The organism is Chryseobacterium mucoviscidosis (assembly GCF_002177115.1).
Taxonomy (GTDB): domain Bacteria; phylum Bacteroidota; class Bacteroidia; order Flavobacteriales; family Weeksellaceae; genus Chryseobacterium; species Chryseobacterium mucoviscidosis.
This window is the reverse complement of record NZ_MVAG01000117.1, coordinates 88,084-108,008: the sequence shown is the minus strand read 5'-3', so window position 1 is coordinate 108,008 and position 19,925 is coordinate 88,084. Positions and strand designations below refer to the sequence as shown.

18 protein-coding genes are annotated in these 19,925 nt (G+C 36.3%); 11 read left to right on the top strand and 7 right to left on the bottom strand.

The genetic code is table 11. From position 1 onward, the window contains the following. Positions 1-95: 95 nt before the first annotated feature. Positions 96-1,475 (bottom strand): OmpP1/FadL family transporter, encoded by a 1,380-nt coding sequence (locus B0E34_RS11380; protein ID WP_087709561.1) that lies wholly within the window; start codon positions 1,473-1,475, stop codon positions 96-98. 54 nt (positions 1,476-1,529) lie between these two features. Then, positions 1,530-2,621 (bottom strand): prolyl-tRNA synthetase, encoded by a 1,092-nt coding sequence (locus B0E34_RS11375; RefSeq protein ID WP_087709554.1) that lies wholly within the window; start codon positions 2,619-2,621, stop codon positions 1,530-1,532. A gap of 144 nt (positions 2,622-2,765) precedes the next feature. Here B0E34_RS11375 and proS point away from each other — a divergent pair, with 144 nt between their 5' ends. From proS to B0E34_RS11345, 6 genes are all read left to right on the top strand, one after another. Next, the gene (proS, locus tag B0E34_RS11370) at positions 2,766-4,241 is read left to right on the top strand and encodes a proline--tRNA ligase (RefSeq protein ID WP_087709552.1); all 1,476 of its coding nucleotides are present in this window, start codon (positions 2,766-2,768) and stop codon (positions 4,239-4,241) included. 127 nt (positions 4,242-4,368) lie between these two features. After that, the gene (locus tag B0E34_RS11365; RefSeq protein ID WP_087709550.1) at positions 4,369-5,676 is read left to right on the top strand and encodes an OmpA family protein; all 1,308 of its coding nucleotides are present in this window, start codon (positions 4,369-4,371) and stop codon (positions 5,674-5,676) included. A 110-nt stretch (positions 5,677-5,786) separates the two neighbouring features. Further along, a complete protein-coding gene (locus B0E34_RS11360; RefSeq protein ID WP_087709548.1) occupies positions 5,787-7,121 on the top strand; it encodes an Nramp family divalent metal transporter in 1,335 nt (444 codons plus the stop codon). A gap of 596 nt (positions 7,122-7,717) precedes the next feature. Beyond that, positions 7,718-8,254, top strand: a complete 537-nt coding sequence (locus tag B0E34_RS11355) for a nucleotide exchange factor GrpE (RefSeq protein WP_076392462.1) — start codon at positions 7,718-7,720, stop codon at positions 8,252-8,254. A 74-nt stretch (positions 8,255-8,328) separates the two neighbouring features. Continuing rightward, entirely contained in the window at positions 8,329-9,447 is a 1,119-nt protein-coding gene (gene dnaJ, locus B0E34_RS11350; RefSeq protein ID WP_087709546.1) for a molecular chaperone DnaJ, read from the top strand. A gap of 98 nt (positions 9,448-9,545) precedes the next feature. Further along, the gene (locus B0E34_RS11345) at positions 9,546-9,896 is read left to right on the top strand and encodes a prevent-host-death protein (protein ID WP_087709544.1); all 351 of its coding nucleotides are present in this window, start codon (positions 9,546-9,548) and stop codon (positions 9,894-9,896) included. Between the two features lie 77 nt (positions 9,897-9,973). Here B0E34_RS11345 and B0E34_RS11340 read toward each other — a convergent pair whose 3' ends face one another. Then, complete coding sequence (locus B0E34_RS11340) at positions 9,974-10,873, bottom strand: DUF808 domain-containing protein (protein ID WP_087709542.1); 900 nt, start codon at positions 10,871-10,873, stop codon at positions 9,974-9,976. A gap of 243 nt (positions 10,874-11,116) precedes the next feature. Here B0E34_RS11340 and B0E34_RS11335 point away from each other — a divergent pair, with 243 nt between their 5' ends. Together B0E34_RS11335 and B0E34_RS11330 are read left to right on the top strand one after the other, a co-directional pair. Continuing rightward, complete coding sequence (locus B0E34_RS11335) at positions 11,117-11,554, top strand: chorismate mutase family protein (protein ID WP_087709540.1); 438 nt, start codon at positions 11,117-11,119, stop codon at positions 11,552-11,554. Positions 11,555-11,617: 63 nt separating this feature from the next. Continuing rightward, complete coding sequence (locus tag B0E34_RS11330; RefSeq protein ID WP_087709538.1) at positions 11,618-12,490, top strand: alpha/beta hydrolase; 873 nt, start codon at positions 11,618-11,620, stop codon at positions 12,488-12,490. A gap of 135 nt (positions 12,491-12,625) precedes the next feature. On the opposite strand, the gene B0E34_RS11325 is transcribed toward B0E34_RS11330, so the two are convergent. Continuing rightward, positions 12,626-13,333, bottom strand: coding sequence for a DedA family protein (locus B0E34_RS11325; protein ID WP_076392450.1), 708 nt, complete (start codon positions 13,331-13,333; stop codon positions 12,626-12,628). Positions 13,334-13,417: 84 nt separating this feature from the next. Then, entirely contained in the window at positions 13,418-14,530 is a 1,113-nt protein-coding gene (prfB, locus tag B0E34_RS11320) for a peptide chain release factor 2 (RefSeq protein WP_087709536.1), read from the bottom strand. Positions 14,531-14,992: 462 nt separating this feature from the next. Between prfB and B0E34_RS11315 the strand changes: the two genes are divergently transcribed. Both B0E34_RS11315 and B0E34_RS11310 read left to right on the top strand, forming a co-directional pair. Beyond that, on the top strand, positions 14,993-15,403 hold the full coding sequence (locus tag B0E34_RS11315) for a glyoxalase (RefSeq protein ID WP_087709534.1): 411 nt from the start codon (positions 14,993-14,995) through the stop codon (positions 15,401-15,403). Positions 15,404-15,518: 115 nt separating this feature from the next. Beyond that, complete coding sequence (locus B0E34_RS11310; protein WP_087709532.1) at positions 15,519-16,028, top strand: hypothetical protein; 510 nt, start codon at positions 15,519-15,521, stop codon at positions 16,026-16,028. A 177-nt stretch (positions 16,029-16,205) separates the two neighbouring features. Here B0E34_RS11310 and B0E34_RS11305 read toward each other — a convergent pair whose 3' ends face one another. Next, the gene (locus B0E34_RS11305) at positions 16,206-16,757 is read right to left on the bottom strand and encodes a DNA-3-methyladenine glycosylase I (protein ID WP_087709530.1); all 552 of its coding nucleotides are present in this window, start codon (positions 16,755-16,757) and stop codon (positions 16,206-16,208) included. A 1,160-nt stretch (positions 16,758-17,917) separates the two neighbouring features. Between B0E34_RS11305 and B0E34_RS11300 the strand changes: the two genes are divergently transcribed. Continuing rightward, positions 17,918-18,763, top strand: coding sequence for a prephenate dehydrogenase (locus B0E34_RS11300; RefSeq protein ID WP_087709528.1), 846 nt, complete (start codon positions 17,918-17,920; stop codon positions 18,761-18,763). Positions 18,764-18,821: 58 nt separating this feature from the next. Here the strand turns inward: B0E34_RS11300 and B0E34_RS11295 are convergent, their stop codons facing one another. Further along, positions 18,822-19,877 carry a diphosphomevalonate decarboxylase gene (locus tag B0E34_RS11295; RefSeq protein ID WP_087709526.1) on the bottom strand — a complete coding sequence of 352 codons (1,056 nt, stop codon included), beginning with the start codon at positions 19,875-19,877 and terminating at the stop codon, positions 18,822-18,824. Positions 19,878-19,925: the final 48 nt, after the last annotated feature.

The following is a 19,925-nucleotide window of genomic DNA, read 5'->3' as shown; positions in this document are numbered from 1 at the left end:
TAAAACTAAATATATTCATCTTAAACAATTGACTATACGCAAATTTACTAAATTTAGGTGAAATTACGGATATTCAAAAAGTTTTATTACTCAGATTAGAATTTCCATCCAAGTGTAATAAAGAAATTATTTCTGACGTTTTTAACATCCGACACCGCAAAGGCATCACTCGAAATTAAACGGCTTGGCGAATAATATCCTGCTTCGTAATTACCATCAGCAACACCGTACAAAAACGGGTTGGTATATTTTGAAGTGATGTTCTGATAAGAAGCATCAATATAGAATGATTTGAAATCATATCCCAAACCTACTGATAAAGCATTTCTGTCATTTAGAATTAGATTGCTGTACGATTGATTTTCATCCACTCCTCCGCTGTTGGAATATCTGTTCACCGTTAAAGCATCAAACGGGCTTGAAGCGTAAGAATACCCTCCTCTCAGTCTGAATTGCTTAACTCTGTACTCTGCACCGATCTTTACTTCAGATAAATTTTTGTAATTTTCTTTAAAGAAGTCGTTCAGCTCAGTTTCAGCGTCTCCGTACACCTTGTATTTAGGCTTTGTTAAACCTAAAGTATAATCTACATTCAGAGCAAAACTTTTACTCGCAATAAACGCAGCACTTACTGTCGCTTTTAAAGGAGTGGTTAGTTTTCTGTTTTCAATAGCAGTATCATCTCCGTAAATAGGATCATTGTAGAAATTGTAGCTTCTGTCGATATCCCAGAAAGTCGGAGTTTCTAAAGCGGCTCCCAATCTGAAATTAGGACTTAATTTTCCAATTACCCCCAATGAAGCTGAAAAACCGTTTCCTTTTTCGTAGAAAGGAGTATTCTGCTTACTGAAATATTCAGAGCTTCCATCAGCCAGAGAATTAAACATTGCTGTATCCGACTGATCTATTGACGAATTGAAAAAATTCAATCCTGCTCCTAAATACAAATTATTATTATAGTTAGCTCCTACTCCAATGCTTGTTTTAGATAAATATCCGTATCTGTCATAGGCATGTCTTCCAAATGAAGAACTTTTTCCATCGGGAAAATCATACACTAAATTACTGTTTCCCGGAGTTTCAATATAATTCTCAATTGACTGGTTAGAATAGTTTACCCCGATATTGATGAATTTCCATGCACTTTCACTTAACAACTGAAACGTCATTACAGCTCCTAAGTTTCCAAGATCACCTTTATTGATGCTGTATCCGTAAGAAGAACCTGCATAAGTAGAGGTATTCTTATTATTTGTAATAGATAATGTTCCGGAAATTTCCCCCGAAATTGCCACCCCTAACCCCGCAGGATTGGTAAGCAGCGAATTCGCATCACCTCCTAAAGCACCATTGGAACCTCCCATCGCATTAAACTTAGCGGAACCTATATTTGGAGCATTAGAATAAACATCCACCGTATTTCTAATCACAGAAACATCTTGAGCCTGCGCAAAAAATGCAGCAGAAATGCTCATTATTGCTAAAGATTTTTTTAACATTATTTTTTGAATAGTTATTACTTTTTAAAATTATCTGCCACCACGGAAACCGCCTCCGCCGCCACCGCCGGATCTGAATCCACCGCCGCCGCTGCTTCCTCCGCTAAAGCCACCGCCTCCTGATCTGAAGCCGCCACCGCTGTTGGAATTATTAAAGCCTCCGTTATTTCTGAAGCCTCCGTCATTATATCTTGGCTGAGATTGTTGTGGGTAATTGTAGCTTTGTCTAGGCTGGCTCTGATTTGGATTTCTAAAGCCTCCCTGAGGTCTTGTTCCGCTCTGGTTTGGATTTCTGAAACCTCCATTCGTATTTCCCTGTCTGAAACCTCCTGCGTTACCAGAATTTCTAAATCCTCCATTATTTAAACCTGAATCTCTGAATCCGCCCACGCTGCTGTTGCTTCTTCTGAATCCACCGGAATTTACGCCGTACTTGCTGGCAAATCCTCCGTTATAGGTATTGAAACCTCTTCCGTTAGAGCCACTTCTTCTGTACATTGGTGCGTAATATCCGCCACCCCAATATCCTCCGTAGCCCCAATAAGGATTGCCGTAATATCCGCCCCAACCCCAATATGGATTGTAGCCCCAGTATGGAGAATATCCCCATCCCATGTTCCAGCCGGAGCCCCATCCCCATGAGCCTCCCCATCCCCAGGAAAGTCCAAGATTCCAGCCGCCGTAGCCGCCCCAACCCCAATAAGGATTGTAGCCGCCATACCATCCTCCCCAACCCCAAGGAGAACCCCATCCCCATGAATTGTCGTAATAGTTGGTCTGGCTTCCTGCGTAGCTTCCCCAGTCTGAATCTGTAGCTGTAGTATTCCAGTTATAGTTATTCCAATCGCTGTATCTTCCTTCTTTAGCATTGGCCTCAGCATTTTGAATCACATTGGAATCATCCTGATAATAGTTGTAATCTTCTCCGACTCTGTTTCCTCTGTCGTTGATGATTACGCCTTCAGGTAGTGTATCTTTATTCGGGTCGTAATAAACGCCATCTGTCTCGCTGTAGCCACCCATCTGAGCGCCGCAAGACACAAGTAATAATCCGCCTGATATTGCTAGAATCCCTTTGGATTTTAACATTCCGAGCAAATTTTTATGTATATTTCTTTTCATGATAACGTAAAAATTTTTAAATTAAATTATATTTGCAATCTGTACTAAAAATGTACCAAAATACGGTTACAAAAATCTATCAAAAATAGATTTTTATTTTTAGATAACAATAACATAAAAAAGTTAAAAAAATTTTAAAAAATAATGGCAAAATTAACCTCAAGAAGCGAAGATTACAGCAAATGGTATAATGAGTTGGTGGTAAAAGCCGACTTAGCTGAAAACTCAGGAGTACGAGGATGCATGGTGATTAAACCATACGGCTATGCGATCTGGGAAAAAATGCGTGACGAAATGGACAAAAAATTCAAAGAGACAGGTCACGTTAATGCTTATTTCCCGCTTTTTGTGCCCAAAAGCTTATTTGAGGCTGAAGAAAAAAACGCAGAAGGTTTTGCTAAAGAATGTGCAGTTGTAACTCATTACAGATTGAAAACAGATCCGGACAATCCTTCAAAACTTATTGTAGATCCGGATGCTAAACTGGAAGAAGAACTTATCGTACGTCCTACTTCAGAAGCAATTATCTGGAATACTTATAAAAACTGGATTCAGTCTTACAGAGATCTACCTATATTAATTAACCAATGGGCGAATGTTGTCCGTTGGGAAATGAGAACACGTCTTTTCCTGAGAACGGCAGAATTTTTATGGCAGGAAGGGCATACTGCTCATGCTACAAAAGATGAAGCCATTGAAGAGGCCGAAAAAATGAATAAAGTGTATGCTGATTTTGCAGAAAACTTCATGGCAATCCCTGTAATTCAGGGTTTAAAGACACCTTCTGAAAGATTTGCAGGAGCAGACGAAACCTACTGTATTGAAGCATTGATGCAGGACGGAAAAGCTTTACAGGCAGGAACATCTCACTTTTTAGGACAGAATTTTGCGAAAGCATTTGATGTAAAATTCACGAATAAAGAAGGTAAAATCGAGCACGCATGGGCAACATCATGGGGAACTTCAACGCGTTTGATGGGCGCTCTGATTATGACGCACTCCGATGATTTCGGATTGGTACTTCCTCCTACTCTGGCTCCGATTCAGGTGGTGATTGTTCCGATCTTTAAAGGTGAAGAGCAATTGGCGCAGATCAGCGAAGTGGCTTTAGATATTCAGGCAAAACTTAAAGCTAAAGGAATTTCTGTGAAATTTGATAATGATACACAGAATAAACCGGGGTGGAAATTCGCAGAATATGAACTAAAAGGGGTTCCTGTAAGAATTGCAATGGGACCAAGAGATCTTGAAAACAGATCTGTGGAAATTGCCAGAAGAGACAACTTAACGAAAGAAGTCCGTTCTATTGATGGTTTAGATTCTTATATTGAAGAATTACTGAAAACCATTCAGCAGGATATTTATAATAAAGCATTTGAATTCAGAAAAAATAACATCACGAAAGTGGATACTTATGAAGAATTCAAGAAGGTTTTGGAAGAAAAAGGAGGATTCATTTATGCGCATTGGGACGGAACTGCCGAAGAAGAAGAGCAGATTAAGGACGAAACTAAGGCAACGATAAGATGTATTCCTCTGGATGATGATATTGAAGAAGGAATTTCGTTAATTTCCGGTAAACCATCAAAAAGAAGAGTTTTATTTGCAAAAGCTTATTAGAACTTAACATAAAATTATTAAATCTGCAAAAATTCCTGAAATTTTTGCAGATTTTTTTTAAAAATCAACATTTGGACTATTTTTTGTTTAAATTTATCTTAACATTAATCTTTAAAATAAATTTATTATGTCTTTAAATGTTATTGATTTAATTAAAGGACAATTAGGTCCGGCTTTAGTATCTCAGGCTGCATCACAGTTTGGGGAAAGCGAGTCCGCTATTTCAAAAGCAATCGGAGGTTTATTACCTGCTGTTGTGGGAGGTTTAGCAAACAATTCTGACAATCCTGCCGTTTTAGATGCAATTTCAGGAGCTTCTTCCAATGGAATTTTGGGCAATCTGATGGGAGGTTCTTCCAACAATTCTATCATTTCCAGTCTTTTATCATTAATTTTTGGTGATAAATTAGGTGGAATCGTAAACGGAATCGCAACCTATGCAGGAATCAGCAACAATTCGTCAAGTTCATTACTAAATCTGGTTACTGGTGCAACCATCGGTTCTGTAGGAAAATATGCTGCCGATAATAATCTTGACAGAAGTGGAATCTCAAGTTTACTTAGTGATCAGAAAGGTATTATTTCAACACTTTTACCAGCAGGACTTTCTCTGGCATCTTTAAATATGGGAGATTGGGACTGGGCTAAAGGATACAAATTCGACAATGATAAGGATACTATTAAAAATCCGGTTTCCGAAGAGCCGAAAATTGAGGTAATAAGAAGTACAGCGCCTAACGGAACTTTTCCGGAAAGAAATAATAATGACGAAGGCGGATCTATCTGGAAATGGCTGCTTCCATTATTGCTTTTAATAGCAGCAGCTTATTTCATCTGGAAACAATGCGAGAAAAAAGAAACGACTACAACGACTACTATGACGGACTCGGGTAAAGTAGTTACAGACACCGTAAATGCTAAAACATCAGATACAGCTTCAATGAAGTCTGCAAGCGCTAAAGTTGATGAGAATATCGACTTAAACGGTGTTACTTTAAAAGGATACAAAGGAGGAATGGAAGACAATATGATTGCATTCTTAAAATCCGGAGGGTATCAAAATGCTAAAGATGATGCTGCTTTAAAGAAAACGTGGTATAATTTTGACCATGTAAACTTTAAATTGGGAAGTGCTACAGAACTTGAAGCAGGATCTGAAGGACAGCTTCAGAATTTAGTGGCTATTTTAAAAGCGTATCCTGAAGCTAAAATAAAAATTGGCGGTTATACAGATAAAACCGGAGACGAAGCTAAAAACCTTAAGCTTTCTGCAGACAGAGCCAACTATATTAAGACATGGCTTGAAAAACAGGGAGTTGGACCACAGGTAACGGGAGCAGACGGATATGGAAGCGAGTTTGCAACAGTACCTGCATCTGCATCTAATGAAGAAAGAGCGGTTGACAGAAAAATGTCAGTACGATTTACAAAATAATATTTTAAAGCATAAATCATAATCCCGAAATTATTTTTCGGGATTTTTTGTTTTCTAATATTCTCCGTTTTCATTTATTTAATTATATTTGTTAGTCATTCCTAACATTTATGAATCTGAAATTAAAAGCCGCGTGGCGAAAAGATAAAACATCTCATTCACTATCCGAAGTATATTCTTCGGTAAAAGTTCCTAAAAATGCAAGTTTCTGGAGAAAATATCTTGCGTTTGCAGGTCCCGGATTAATGGTTGCCGTAGGGTATATGGATCCCGGAAACTGGGCTACAGACATTGCAGGAGGTGCACAATTTGGCTATACTCTGCTTTCTGTCATTTTAATTTCAAATATTTTCGCAATGGTTTTGCAGCATCTGTCTGTGAAATTAGGAGTGGTTGCCGAAAGAGATTTGGCACAGGCTTGCAGAGATCATTTTAGCCCAACCACAAATTTTATTCTGTGGATATTCTGTGAAATTGCCATTGCGGCGTGCGATCTTGCGGAAGTAATAGGTTCGGCGATTGCATTAAATTTACTTTTTCATATTCCTCTTACCTGGGGAATTGTCATTACGACTATTGATGTTCTTTTCATTCTTCTCCTTCAGTCGAAAGGTTTCCGATGGATCGAAAGTATTGTCGGCGGACTGATCTTTATTATTCTCGCATGTTTTGTGTATGAATTGGTTATTTCTAAACCCGCTATTAATGAACTTTTAGGTGGTCTGATTCCTCAAAAGGAAATCATTCAGAATCCTGCAATGCTCTATATTGCAATCGGAATTTTAGGCGCTACCGTGATGCCCCACAATCTGTACTTGCACAGCAGCATTGTGCAGACACGGGATTACGAGCGTACACGAGAAGGTAAAAAAGAGGCAATAAAATTTGCGACTTTAGACAGTACGGTTTCTTTAATGCTTGCGTTTTTTATTAATGCTGCAATTCTTATTCTGGCAGCAGCAACTTTCCATATTACGGGAAATAAAGGTGTTGCTGATATCCATGATGCGTATAAGATGCTGACTCCGATTTTAGGAGCTTCGATGGCAAGTATTGCCTTTGCGATTGCCTTGCTTGCTTCCGGACAAAATTCTACGCTTACCGGAACGCTTGCCGGACAGATTGTAATGGAAGGTTTTCTGAACATCAGATTAAAACCGTGGTTGAGACGATTAATCACGAGACTAATTGCTGTAATTCCCGCTCTTATTGTGGCTATTCTTTATGGCGAAGAAGGAACTACCGATCTATTGGTTTTAAGTCAGGTTATCCTTTCGATGCAGTTGAGTTTTGCAGTGGTTCCGCTTGTTATGTTTACGAGTGATAAAGGTAAAATGGGCGAATTTGTCAACAAACCTTTCATGAAAATCTGTGTCTGGATTATTTCGTTTATTATTATTATTCTGAATGTTTATCTTCTGTATCAGACTTTTTTCGGGAAATAGTTTAGGAACAAAATAATTTTCTTTTTAGATTGACATCAGTTTTGGTCAATATATTTAATTAATCATTGTGCTTAATTTTTAACGCAGAGTCTGCAAAGATTTTTAAAAACTCATATCCATTTTTAAGTTTACTAAGCCATTCTACTTAGCAAAAACTCAAAGCTTTTCAATGATGACAAATTTTGGACTATTATTATTTTTTTCAAATCTGATGTTTTTAATGATGTTAAATTTTTCAAATAACAGATTTCCCAATAATTAAAACACGACTTCAATTCTAGCCCCGATTGGAGCTTTGTCTGAGTTCATTTTCTGTATTTTGGCTGCGGCAGCTTCGCTGCCGCAGCCAAAATACAGAAAATAGCGAGTGCGGAAAGCGGGAAAAAGCTTCTTAAAAACAAGAAAAGCAACTGTACTTTAAGTAATACTTAGAGCCATCATGTAAAAAAATTTTACAAAATTTTGCCGAATCTAAAAAGAAGGGAATTTTCTTGCACTCCATATTAAATTGCAAAAAAACTCAAAATCTGACGAAATGTCACGCTTTTTTCTTTGGCAGAATGTTTGTGAATAAAAAGGAAAATAAAGATTGAATTATGGTAAATCAGGATATTAACGAAGAAAGCATCAATAATCAAGAAGATACGAATATTCAGAACGAAGCGGCAACTGAGGAAAATGTGACAGCAAAACCCACGGCAGAGGAACTTTTGGCAGAAGAAAAGGATCGTTACATCAGACTGTACGCAGAATTCGAAAATTATAAAAAAAGAACGAGCAAAGAGAAAATGGAGTTTTTCCAGTATGCGAATCAGGATATGATGATTTCTATGCTTGGCGTATTGGATGATTTTGAAAGAGCAATTAAAGAAATTGCGAAGAACGGAAATCCTGCTGATCTGCAAGGTGTTGAATTAATTTACAACAAATTCAAAAATAAACTGACAGAAAAAGGACTGAAAGCAATGGAAGTAAAAGCGGGAGACAGCTTTAATGTGGATTTCCACGAAGCGATCACTCAGATTCCTGCTCCTTCAGAAGATTTAAAAGGAAAAATCGTGGATGTTATTGAAACAGGATACACTTTAGGAGAAAAAGTGATCCGTTTTGCAAAAGTAGTTACAGGAAATTAACATAAGCAATAAGTGATGGGTAATAAGCAATTTTTGATATTACTCATTATTCATTACTAATTACTCATATAAAGATGTCAAAAAGAGATTATTACGAGGTTCTTGAGATCAGCAAATCTGCATCAGCCGACGAAATAAAGAAAGCATACCGTAAAATGGCCATAAAATATCACCCTGATAAAAATCCGGGCGATAAAGAAGCCGAAGAAAAATTTAAAGAAGCAGCAGAAGCATACGAAGTTCTGAGCGACGAACAGAAACGTGCACGATACGACCAGTTCGGACACGCAGGAATGGGCGGAAACGGAGGCTTCGGAGGAGGCGGTTTCGGTGGCGGAATGAACATGGAAGATATTTTCAGCCAGTTTGGAGATATTTTCGGTGGCGGTTTCGGAGGATTTGGCGGTGGCGGCGGTGGTCGTCAACAGGTAAAAGGTTCTAATTTAAGAATCAGAATTAAGCTGAATCTTGATGAAATGGTGAACGGAACGCAGAAAACCATTAAAGTAAAGAAAATGAAGATGGCAGAAGGTGCCACTTCAAAAACCTGCCCTACCTGTAACGGTTCCGGTGTACAGCTTAAGGTAATGAATACGATGTTCGGACAGATGCAGACCCAGACAACCTGCGGAACGTGTCAGGGAATCGGAAAAGTGGCAGATAAAATTCCTGCGGGAGCCAATGCTCAAGGATTGATTAAAGATGAAGAGGAAGTAACGATTAATATTCCGGCGGGAGCAAGAGACGGTATTCAGCTTAACGTAAGAGGAAAAGGTAATGATGCTCCTTTTGGTGGAATTCCGGGAGATTTACTGGTGATTATCGAAGAGGAAGTTGATAAAGTAATTAAAAGAGAAGGCGATAATCTTCATCAGGAATTGTATATTTCATTTGCTGAAGCGGCTTTGGGAACGAAAAAAGAGGTTCCTACCGTTGGCGGAAAAGTTAAAATTACGGTGGATGCAGGAACGCAATCGGGAAAAATTCTGAGATTAGCAGGAAAAGGTCTTCCAAGTATCGACAGTTACGGAAAAGGAGATATGTTTATCCACATCAATGTATGGACTCCGCAAAAGCTGACAAAAGATCAAAAAGACTTCTTCGAAAAACAAATGAACAGCGGAGAAATGGTAGCAGAACCATCCGGTAAAGAAAAAACTTTCTTTGATAAAGTAAAAGATCTTTTTAATTAACTATATTTATAGAGGCTTTTTTAAAGTCTCTTTTTTGAATTTTAAACTACTTTAAATTAAAAAACCTGTACATATTGTACTTATTGTAAAAATTTCTCATGAACTACAAGCTTCAACTCCATACACCAGAATCTACGGCGAATCTTATTTTCAATACGATTACTTTTGATGCATTCAAAATTAATATTGTTGAGAGATATTTCGGACCTGCTAAAAAATCATGCGAGGTTTTATTTAAAGTAAGAACGCTGGATGACAAACTCGTAGAAAGAAGAGACGGAAATATGAGGGTAAAGATCAAAAACGACGATCTGGAGACTTACAGACAACTTCTTTCCGTATTAAAATCCTATGAGTATAAAAATCATCTGATCAACAGAAAAAATGCAGATCAGGATTATGTACATTTTATCCTGCGACTGGTGATCATGAATTATGATCTGAACTAGGTAATTAAATTATCTTCGAAATAAAAAATTCGCGGCTTCTACGAAGCCGCGAATTTTTACTATTATTGATCAATTTTCTATGCGCGTTTTACTAAAGAAAACAAAGCTTTTCCAATGGTGAAAACAGCCACGGCGAGCAATCCTCCTCCAAGTCCCAGAATCAATTCTTTAAGAACCGTAAGCATTTTATCTGAAGACCATGATGGTAGAATATGGTGGAAATATTCTATTCGGTGTGCAAAAATTCCGCCTGCTACCATAATCAGGGCAATCGTTCCGATCACTCCCAAAGCTTTAATAACTATTGGTAAAGCTTTTACAAGAAAATGTCCCAGTTTTCCGATAATTCCTTTATCGTTACTTTTTCTGATCAGTTTAAAGCCTGCATCATCCATTCTTACAATTAAAGCTACAATTCCGTAAACACCTACTGTTGCAATAAAAGCAACCAACGAAGTTACCAGAATCTGGGTAATAAAAGGATGACTTTCCTCCAAAACCGTTCCCAAAGCAATAATTACAATTTCAATAGACAGAATAAAATCCGTAGTAATTGCAGACTTGATCTTTGCTTTTTCCGTTTCTTCAGAATTGATATTCTTCTCCTCCACTTCTTCTACGACTTCATGCCCTTTTTTATCCCTGTGAAAAAGAAATTCTATAATCTTTTCCACGCCTTCAAAAGCAAGATATAGACCTCCTAAAATTAAAACATAATTAATCGCAGGTGGATACAGCCAGTTCAGCAGGAAAACAATTGGAAGAATAATGAGCTTATTAATGAATGATCCTTTTGTGATTGCCCAAAGTACAGGAAGCTCTCGTGATGAAAGAAAACCAGTCGCTTTTTCAGCATTTACAGCGAGATCATCTCCTAAGATTCCAGCTGTTTTCTGAGTTGCTATTTTACTTGTAACCGCCACATCATCCATTAATGCAGCAATATCATCCAAGATCGCAAAAAAACCAGATGCCATAAAATTTTAATATTTTTTTAATGTTTGTTAAAGGGCAAAAATAATTATTTAATTCGGTTTTTCACATGACTGACCGAGCTTTATTTAAACTTATTTATCGCTTAATTAATCAAGATTAATTATTTTAAAATCTGTATATCAAATTGTATTCCTCATAATTTGTATATTCGTAATAATCATCAAAAAACACCATGAAACTTACAAGGCGAATTCTAATTTTGCCTTTTAAATCTAAACATTACCATGTTATATTATACTTTCGATGTAAAAAATAACAGCAATGAAGTTGTTTCAAAAGTGAAGATTGAAACTGAAAAGCTGATAGAAGTTTATAATGACGAAATGGAAATCTATCATAAGTATGGCAAAAAACTACCTAAAGATGCCCCAAGACATATTGAATATCAAAATATCACCCGTTTACGGAAATTACTTTCGGAAGCAAAAACAGATATTGATTTTGCAGAAAAAAATCAATATGTACAATCTTTTTCAATTAAAGTAATGATTCGTAAAGATTTTCATTCAATTTTTTGTAAAATATGCAGCAAAGAATATTCTCCCGAAGAAATCATTTACGAAAAATGGTTTCAGGGAGAAAGTTTATTTGCTTCGGGAGGAAAAACTTTATTGTGTGAAAACAACCATTTTCTTTTCGGGTATATGGAATGGAACTCATGATAAAAAAATAAAAATTTCTGCCATTATTAATTTTTAAATTCTAATTTTCTGTACATTTATTCCATGAAAAAGCTGATTCTTCGTTATCATTTCTTTGTTTTAGGGTTAATTGGCTTTATTCTGACTTCATGCAATACGAGAAAATTTAAAGTCTGGGTGGGAACGAATAACGAACAGAAAATTTACAATCTGAAATATGGCGAACATAAAAGGCAGAAAGCAGACATTTTTCTTCCTTCAGATTATCCTGAAAATTCTCCGGTTGTTTTATTAATTCATGGCGGAGCATGGACTTTGGGCAAAAAAGAACACATGATCCAGATTCAGAAAATGCTTTTTAAAAATAATATTCCGAGTATTAATATGAATTACCGGCTGGTTTCAAAATCAAAAAAAATCACGTACAGGGAACAGCTTGAAGATATCAACTCGGTGATTGCCAAATTCAACGAACTGGCGCAGAAAGCGGAGCTTCAACCCAACAATTATATCCTTTTGGGAGAAAGTGCGGGAGGTCATCTTGCTTTGCTGTATGGCTATCAAAATCCTGATAAAATTAAAAAAATCATCTCCTTAAGCGGACCGACAGATTTTTATTCTCCGGAATATCTCAATTCATTTTACTCCAAATATTCTTCACCAACCATCCAAAAAGTGGTGGGAACAAAATTCACTCGTGGAAATTTGTCTGAAGAATTTAAAAAAGCAAGTCCGATTGCCCATATTTCGAATGTTCCGACCCTTCATTTTCAGGGAAATCAGGATTTTTTAGTGAGCCCGAAACAGGGTATTGCTTTAGATTCTGCTTTAACGGCTCAAAATGTCCCTCATAAGTTTATTTTTATGGAAAATACAGGTCATGTACCGAGATTTTTTAGCAGAAAGAAAAGAGACAGCATTATTTATCCTAATATCTTAGAATGGATTAAGGATTAGTTTCTGAAATCAGAATTTGTATTTTGAGGTTGGCTTTTCGCGCTTCTGTATTTGCCAAGCAGAATGAATCTTAAACATATCGCAAAAAACAACCCGCTCAAACGAACGGGTTAGATCTATTTTAAAAGTACTTTTTTATTTTTCGTCTTCATCAAAATTATGATTCTCATACTTGGAAAAATCCTGTTTCTTTCCGAATAAAAATTTGATAATAACCGGTACTGTTGTTATTAGAACAATCACAATGATAATCAGTTCCAATTTTTTCTTAAGATCAATTCCGAACTGATCGATGAATAATTTATCCAGATAATGTCCTGCAAAAATCAATAAAAACGACCAGAGAACCGCTCCGATAACATTATCTCTTAAAAATGCCTTTTTATCCATCTTTACGATTCCTGCAACAATCGGGGTGAATGTTCTTACCACCGGTAAAAATCTTGCCATGATAATTGCCAAAGCTCCGTTTTTCTCAAAAAAATCGTGCGCCTGATAAAGGTATTTCTTTTTAAACAACCATGTATCCTGCTTTTTATACAGAGCAGAGCCTGTTTTTCTTCCGAAATAATAGCCTACTTCATTTCCAACAATTGCCGCTAAAGCTACAGAAGCCGCTAAAATAAATGTATCGAAAAAATCGCTCCCTGTGGAGCCGAAAGTCTCTCTGATGATATCAATTGAATAAATTCCCGAAACGAAAAGCAATGAATCGCCCGGTAAAAAAAATCCTACAAAAAGACCTGTTTCGGCGAAAATGATAAACAGAATGAGCCAAAATCCCCCAAGCTTGATATAAAACTCCGGATTTAATAAATCTTTCCAGCTATTGAAATCTTCCATACATTTTGATAAGTAGCAAAAATAGGATTAATAAACGTCAATCGGAAATTTATTATAAGATTTTAACGAAATTTAAACATCCTGTTACAATTCCATATCATCGTCTGAAACCGCCGTTCCATCCGCCATAAGGAAAGCTTTCAGGAACGGAGTGATGTTTCCGTTCATCACAGAATCCACATCTGAAGTTTCGTATCCGGAACGCACATCTTTTACCAGTTTATAAGGATGCATAACGTAGTTTCGGATCTGGCTTCCCCACTCGATCTTCATTTTATTGGCTTCGATCTCGTTACGGGCTTTCATACGCTCTTCCAGTTCCATTTCGTATAATCGGGAACGAAGCAACTGCATTGCTTTTTCCTTATTCTGAAGCTGGGAACGCGATTCTGAGTTTTCAATGATGATTCCTGTAGGTGCGTGACGAAGACGAACCGCAGTTTCTACCTTGTTTACGTTCTGACCTCCCGCTCCGGAAGATCTCATGGTTTCGAATGAAATATCGGCAGGATTGATGTTGATTTCAATGGTATCATCCACCAAAGGATACACATACACCGAAACGAAACTCGTATGACGCTTCGCATTGGAATCGAAAGGCGAAATTCTTACCAGTCGATGAACTCCGTTTTCTCCTCTTAAATAGCCGAATGCAAATTCTCCTTCAATTTCCAGCGTTACGGTTTTTACTCCGGCAACATCCCCTTCCTGAAAATTCAGTTCACGGATCTTATAGCCCTGTTTTTCCGACCACATCGTGTACATTCTCATCAACATCGAAGCCCAGTCGCAGCTTTCTGTTCCTCCTGCTCCGGCTGTAATCTGTAAAACGGCAGAAAGCTCATCCCCTTCATTGGAAAGCATATTTTTGAACTCAAGGTCTTCGATTTTTTCTACCAGTTGAGGGAAGGTTTCGTCCAGTTCTTTCTCAGAATCCGGATCTTCTTTGGCAAATTCTGCCAAAACCTGTAAATCTTCAAACTGGGTATTGATTTCGTCATACGCTTCCACCCACTTCTTTTTGGAACGGAGCTGTTTCAGAAATCCTTCAGCTTCTTTAGGATTGTCCCAAAACTCAGGAGCTGCTGTTTTTTCATCATCATTAGAAATTTCTATCTTCTTTTTATCGATCTGAAGATATTTATGTAAATCATCAATTCTTGACTGAATTTCTTTTATCTGGTCGCTGTTAATCACGATTGTTTATTTTTTGCAAAAATACGGATAAAATTATGAGTGCAAATTTTTGTCCCGCAGATTTCGCGAATTAGTAAAGATTCTTGTTGAAATATACTTTCAGTTTATATATTTGTATTCTTAGTTAATTTCAAATTTAAACACATAGGTCTACTAAGATTTAAAATCTTTTAGTTATGTAAAAAGGTACTTTGTTAATACGCAAACTATTTTTAATGGTTTGAGCTTTTTTGAGAAAGTAATTGTTTATGCTATTCATACGGATGAAATATTGTTTGTATTTTTATATTCTTCATAATTGATAATTTAGAAGGAGAAGCCCATGAGATATTACTGGAAAATAATGATTCCTATTTTATTTTTATCCCGAGACAAGCATTGAGAAATTCTTTAGATTAAAAGTTTAAACAATTTCACATTAAACATTCTTGGGATGTTTGAATAAACTAAGTTTTTTCAAAAATGATTATTAAATTGCGTTTCGCTAAAGAAATGAATATGCCCACCAAAAAAGACCTTCGGGAAAACCTTTCCCTTCAGACATTTGAAAACAGCAGTGAAACAGAACTATTTCAGAATAATGTGCTTCGTCCTGTTTTAAAATTACAAAATGATATTTTCATCCAGATATTCAGAGACTATGCAATGAGAAAAATGTCAGATTTTACTTCTCTGAAAAACGAGCAGAAAATAAATTTCACAGAACAAAGCCTGCAAAAAGATAGTGCCCTGAAAAACACCTACATCGGAATGACGGTCGGAATGCTCACTCCGGAAGAAATAACGGTTTATCTTTCCGACAGCAAGTCTTTTAATAAAAGAATCATCAATATGCTTTTTGAGAGAATTAAAAGTCAGATTGATGTTGTATAAAAAACAAAAGGCTTTTCCTGATCGTAATTAACAATCTCATACAATACTCTGAAAGATAGAAATTTATTCTTATGATTTCGTAACTTTAGTACTGCAAACACCAAAATATCAATTCATGAAAAAATCAACCTTTTTATGTTTACTTCTCGTAATCATCTCTTTCTATAGTACTGCCAAAGCGCAGAAAATAACGGACGGACAAACCATTGATCTCAACGGAATGAGTGTAACCTTTAATATTCTGAATAAAGAAACAATACAAAACGGAGGAAAATCTTTTGACCGCTATAAAGTTGCCGCATCTGTAAAAAACACTTCGGATAAATCCTACAACATCCGACTTTCTTCCTATCCGCAAATCGTAAGCAACACCGCAATCGTAGAACTGAACTGCATTAATGCAACCGGAGCCAAGCTTACTTCAAAAAAAATTGAACTTAAAATGAAAGCCCAGATCATTAATGTAACCTACTCTGCTTATGACAAATCCGGAAAATTTGTGAACAGTATTCTTCCTGTAATTGGAAGCTATTATTTTGATTCCGGAGATACGATAAATGATGATGCCATTTTCATTGTTCCGCAAGGCGAAAAACCAGACGTTACCGTAAGAAGCCTCCGATAAAATACTATCAGAAAAGGCTGACTCAAATCAGATAGCTACATTTTAGCCCTTTCAAGGCAGTGAAGAGTCTTTAAAACATTGAAAAGATTCTTCACTGCTTTTTTTATACAGAATGATCGATTCAAATCGATCGTTTACAATATTTGTTTCAGAGTTTTGTTGATTCTGATGATGCCATTAAATCTTATTCCACATCGGATCATGTTTTAAAACCTCATCATACACAGGACAGTTTTCAGCATGAGAACCTTTGAGGTAACCAATGCTCATCAGAAATTCATTCACGATTTCTCCGCCTGTAAATTTGAAGGTCTTCTTGAAAAGCTTCATCCATTCCGGCAATGTTTTGGGATGATGATGTTCCAGCCATTTTTCAAAAGAACCGAATTCTTTCTGCAGTTCTACAATGGTTTTTGCATTTTCTATAGCAGCATTTACTTTCAGCTTATTTCTGATGATTGCAGGATCGTTCAGCAGTCTTTCCCGGTCAGATTCAGCGTAAGAAGCCACTTTCTGAATATCAAAATCATCATACGCCTTTCTGAAGCCTTCTTCTTTCTTCAGAATGGTTTCCCAGCTCAGCCCTGCCTGATTGATTTCCATCACCAGTCTCCCAAACAGCTCATTATCATCATGAATCGGAAATCCATAATGGTTATCATGGTATCTTTTGTGCAATTCTCTCCTGCTTTCAGGCTGCATTCCTTCAATTGCCGCGCAATAACTCATTGTTGTTATTTTTTGTGGATCGTTAAATGCAAATATAAGCACCGGTAATGACAACTATATGGCAGGAGCGGTAAAAATTTATTTTCGGACACCAATCTCAATCTTCCATACTGCGATAAAAATGTTCCACAGTGCAACAAAAATTTTTAACGGTATAATAAAAATGCTTAATACTGCAGTAAAATTACTCAACACTGATTTAAAGATGGTATAAAAAGTAAAATTTATACTAAACAATACACCATTTCATATAAATACTGCATTAAAAATAACCAACAGTATTAATAATCTTCCAAACAGTTCATTAAAAGCATACAAACCTCTAAAGATGAGGGATTAAAGTGTATATTTATTTTAGATTAAATAAGAAAAAAGCATAAGATATAAATTTTGGTCAAAGAAAACTTCAAATCTTCTTTACACACCAAATCAAATAATTGATTTACAACCACATAAATATAAACTGATAGATGGTTTTACACTTAAAGGTTGTAATCTTTGATTTTAGCATTGAAAGATTTCGCAACGACATTGATATTTCTCTCCTCAAAATAATTGAAAAATATTGTTGTAATGATTTATAATGGTATCCTTTAGTGTTAAATACGATGTAAAATATAACTTTTCAACATCCTTGAACCAATGAACCGATTTGGAAATGTTCTGATTGTATATTTTTCTATGTCAGGATATTATCTAAACAATATATTTTTCTTTATACTTCGATTACTTTCCTTATTAATAAAAAAAATATGCACTTTTTGCTCATCAGCAGCAAAAGCTGGAAAAACCTCATCGATACGAAAAGCATATGGTTATCGGATATTCCGTCAACGTTGATTATCAGTAATCCTTAATTTGTAAATAATGAATTTTGCTACGCAAGCAATGGCTAATTCTTAAATTCACAATGAAATAAATTGACAGCAAAGCGAATTGGCAACGAAGTTAATTGACCTGTAAAAAATTTGACTCGCGAAACGAAATTCACAATTCACTTTTTAATCCTGATTAAAAAAAATTATTTACCTTTGTCTAGTGATTACAAACAACGGAACATATTATTACGGAATTTTTAACTCAGATCTGGGATAAGGATTTCATATAGATAAAACAAAACCTCGTCCTTGGGCGGGGTTTTTTATTTTAAAATTTAAACGATGAAAATAAGTATAATTGGTGTAGGATTAATCGGGGGCTCGATTGCATTAAAATTAAGACAAAAAGGAATTGCAGATTTCATTTACGGTATTGATAACAGCAATGACCATCTGAATGAAGCATTAGAACTCAAAATAATCGATGCAAAAGTAGATCTGGAATACGGAATTAAAAACTCTGATCTGGTCATTCTTGCCATTCCTGTAGATGCCGCAAGAAAATTACTTCCGAATATTTTAGACCTGATTTCGGAAAATCAGACAGTGATGGATGCAGGATCTACCAAAGCAGGAATTGTAAATGCGGTAAAAAATCATCCGAAAAGAGCCAGATTTGTGGCTTTCCATCCGATGTGGGGAACGGAAAACAACGGCCCGAAATCGGCAGTTTCAGAAAGTTTTTCAGGAAAAGCAGGAGTAATCTGCGATAAGGAAGAATCCGCAGAAGATGCTTTACAACTGGTTGAAAAAATTGTCGAAAGTCTTGATATGCATCTGATTTACATGAATGCAGAAGATCACGATGTTCACACCGCTTATATTTCGCATATTTCCCACATTACTTCTTACGCTTTGGCTAATACGGTTTTAGAAAAGGAGAAAGAAGAAGAAACTATTTTTCAACTGGCTAGTTCCGGTTTTTCCAGCACTGTTCGTCTGGCAAAGTCTCATCCTGAAATGTGGGTTCCGATTTTCAAGCAAAATAAAGAAAATGTTCTGGATGTTCTTAATGAGCATATTGCTCAGCTAAGAAAGTTTAAAGCAGCACTGGAAAAAGAAAATTTCGAATATCTGGAAGAGCTGATCTCCAACGCGAATAAAATAAGAGGAATTTTGGATAAATAGATAAAAATAGGGTTAAAGATTTTAAGTATGTCTTTAACCCTTATATTTTGAATTACTTCTAAAACTTCATCACATCTTTCACCACTCCATTATTCTGCGTATGCTGTAACAGTTCGGCTTCGATGAAAGATTTTATATTTCCTTCTGAGCCGTCATTCGGGAAGAGAAGATGAACGTTGGCTCCTGCGTCTAACGTAAAAAACAACGGCAAATTGGTTTCTCTTCTGAAATCCCAGATTTTATTGATGACTTCCAAAGTTCCTGTTTTCATTAAAATAAATGCAGGATCGCTCATCATCATCATGGCATGAAGTGTTAATGCTTCGTGTTCTACCAGTTTAATGAAACTCTGCAAATCTCCATTAGCTAAAAATTCCTTCATTGGACCGAAATTTTCTCTTGCTTCCTGAAATCTTCTGTCTGCGTAAGGATTGGTATTCATCAAACCATGACCGACAGTGGAAGAAACGCTTTTCTGACCTTCATGAATGAGTAAAACCCAGTCGTTAAAATCTTTAAAAATTTCATGAATTTCATCGTTTGGGTATTGTACTGCAAAAAGATCAGAACTTCCTTTTACCTGAGATTCGCCCCACACAACCAATCCGTTGTAAAGACTTCGGCAGGCGCTTCCGCTTCCTAATCTTGCTAAGAAAGAGGCTTTTCTTAATGATTCTTCATCTGAAGTTTTTCCTGAAAATGTTTCATCCAGATTCATTAAACATTTAGCTATCGCTCCGAAACCGGAAGCAGAACTTGCAATTCCTGAGCTGTGAGGAAAAGTATTTTCGGTTCTGATGACGTATTTCCCCTGTAAAATCCATGGAAGATACTGTTCGATATTTCGAAAATATTTTTCAATTTTTTCGGCAAATTTCACTTCTTCATTTCCGGCAAGAAAAGTCTGCACAGAAAAAGGTTCATTGGCAGAAAACTCCATCGAAGTATTGGTTCTGCAATGATTTAATGTAAAACTGATGCTTGGATTGGCGGGAATCTGATTGTCGTATTTTCCCCAATATTTAATTAAGGCAATATTGGAAGGACAGCTTTCCGAAACCGTCTGATTGTTTATTGTAAAATCTTTTTTTCCTAAAAATTCCTGTGTTGTCATAATTTCAATTTTTGCAAGGTGAGATCTGGCTTAATGTACAGTTGTTAC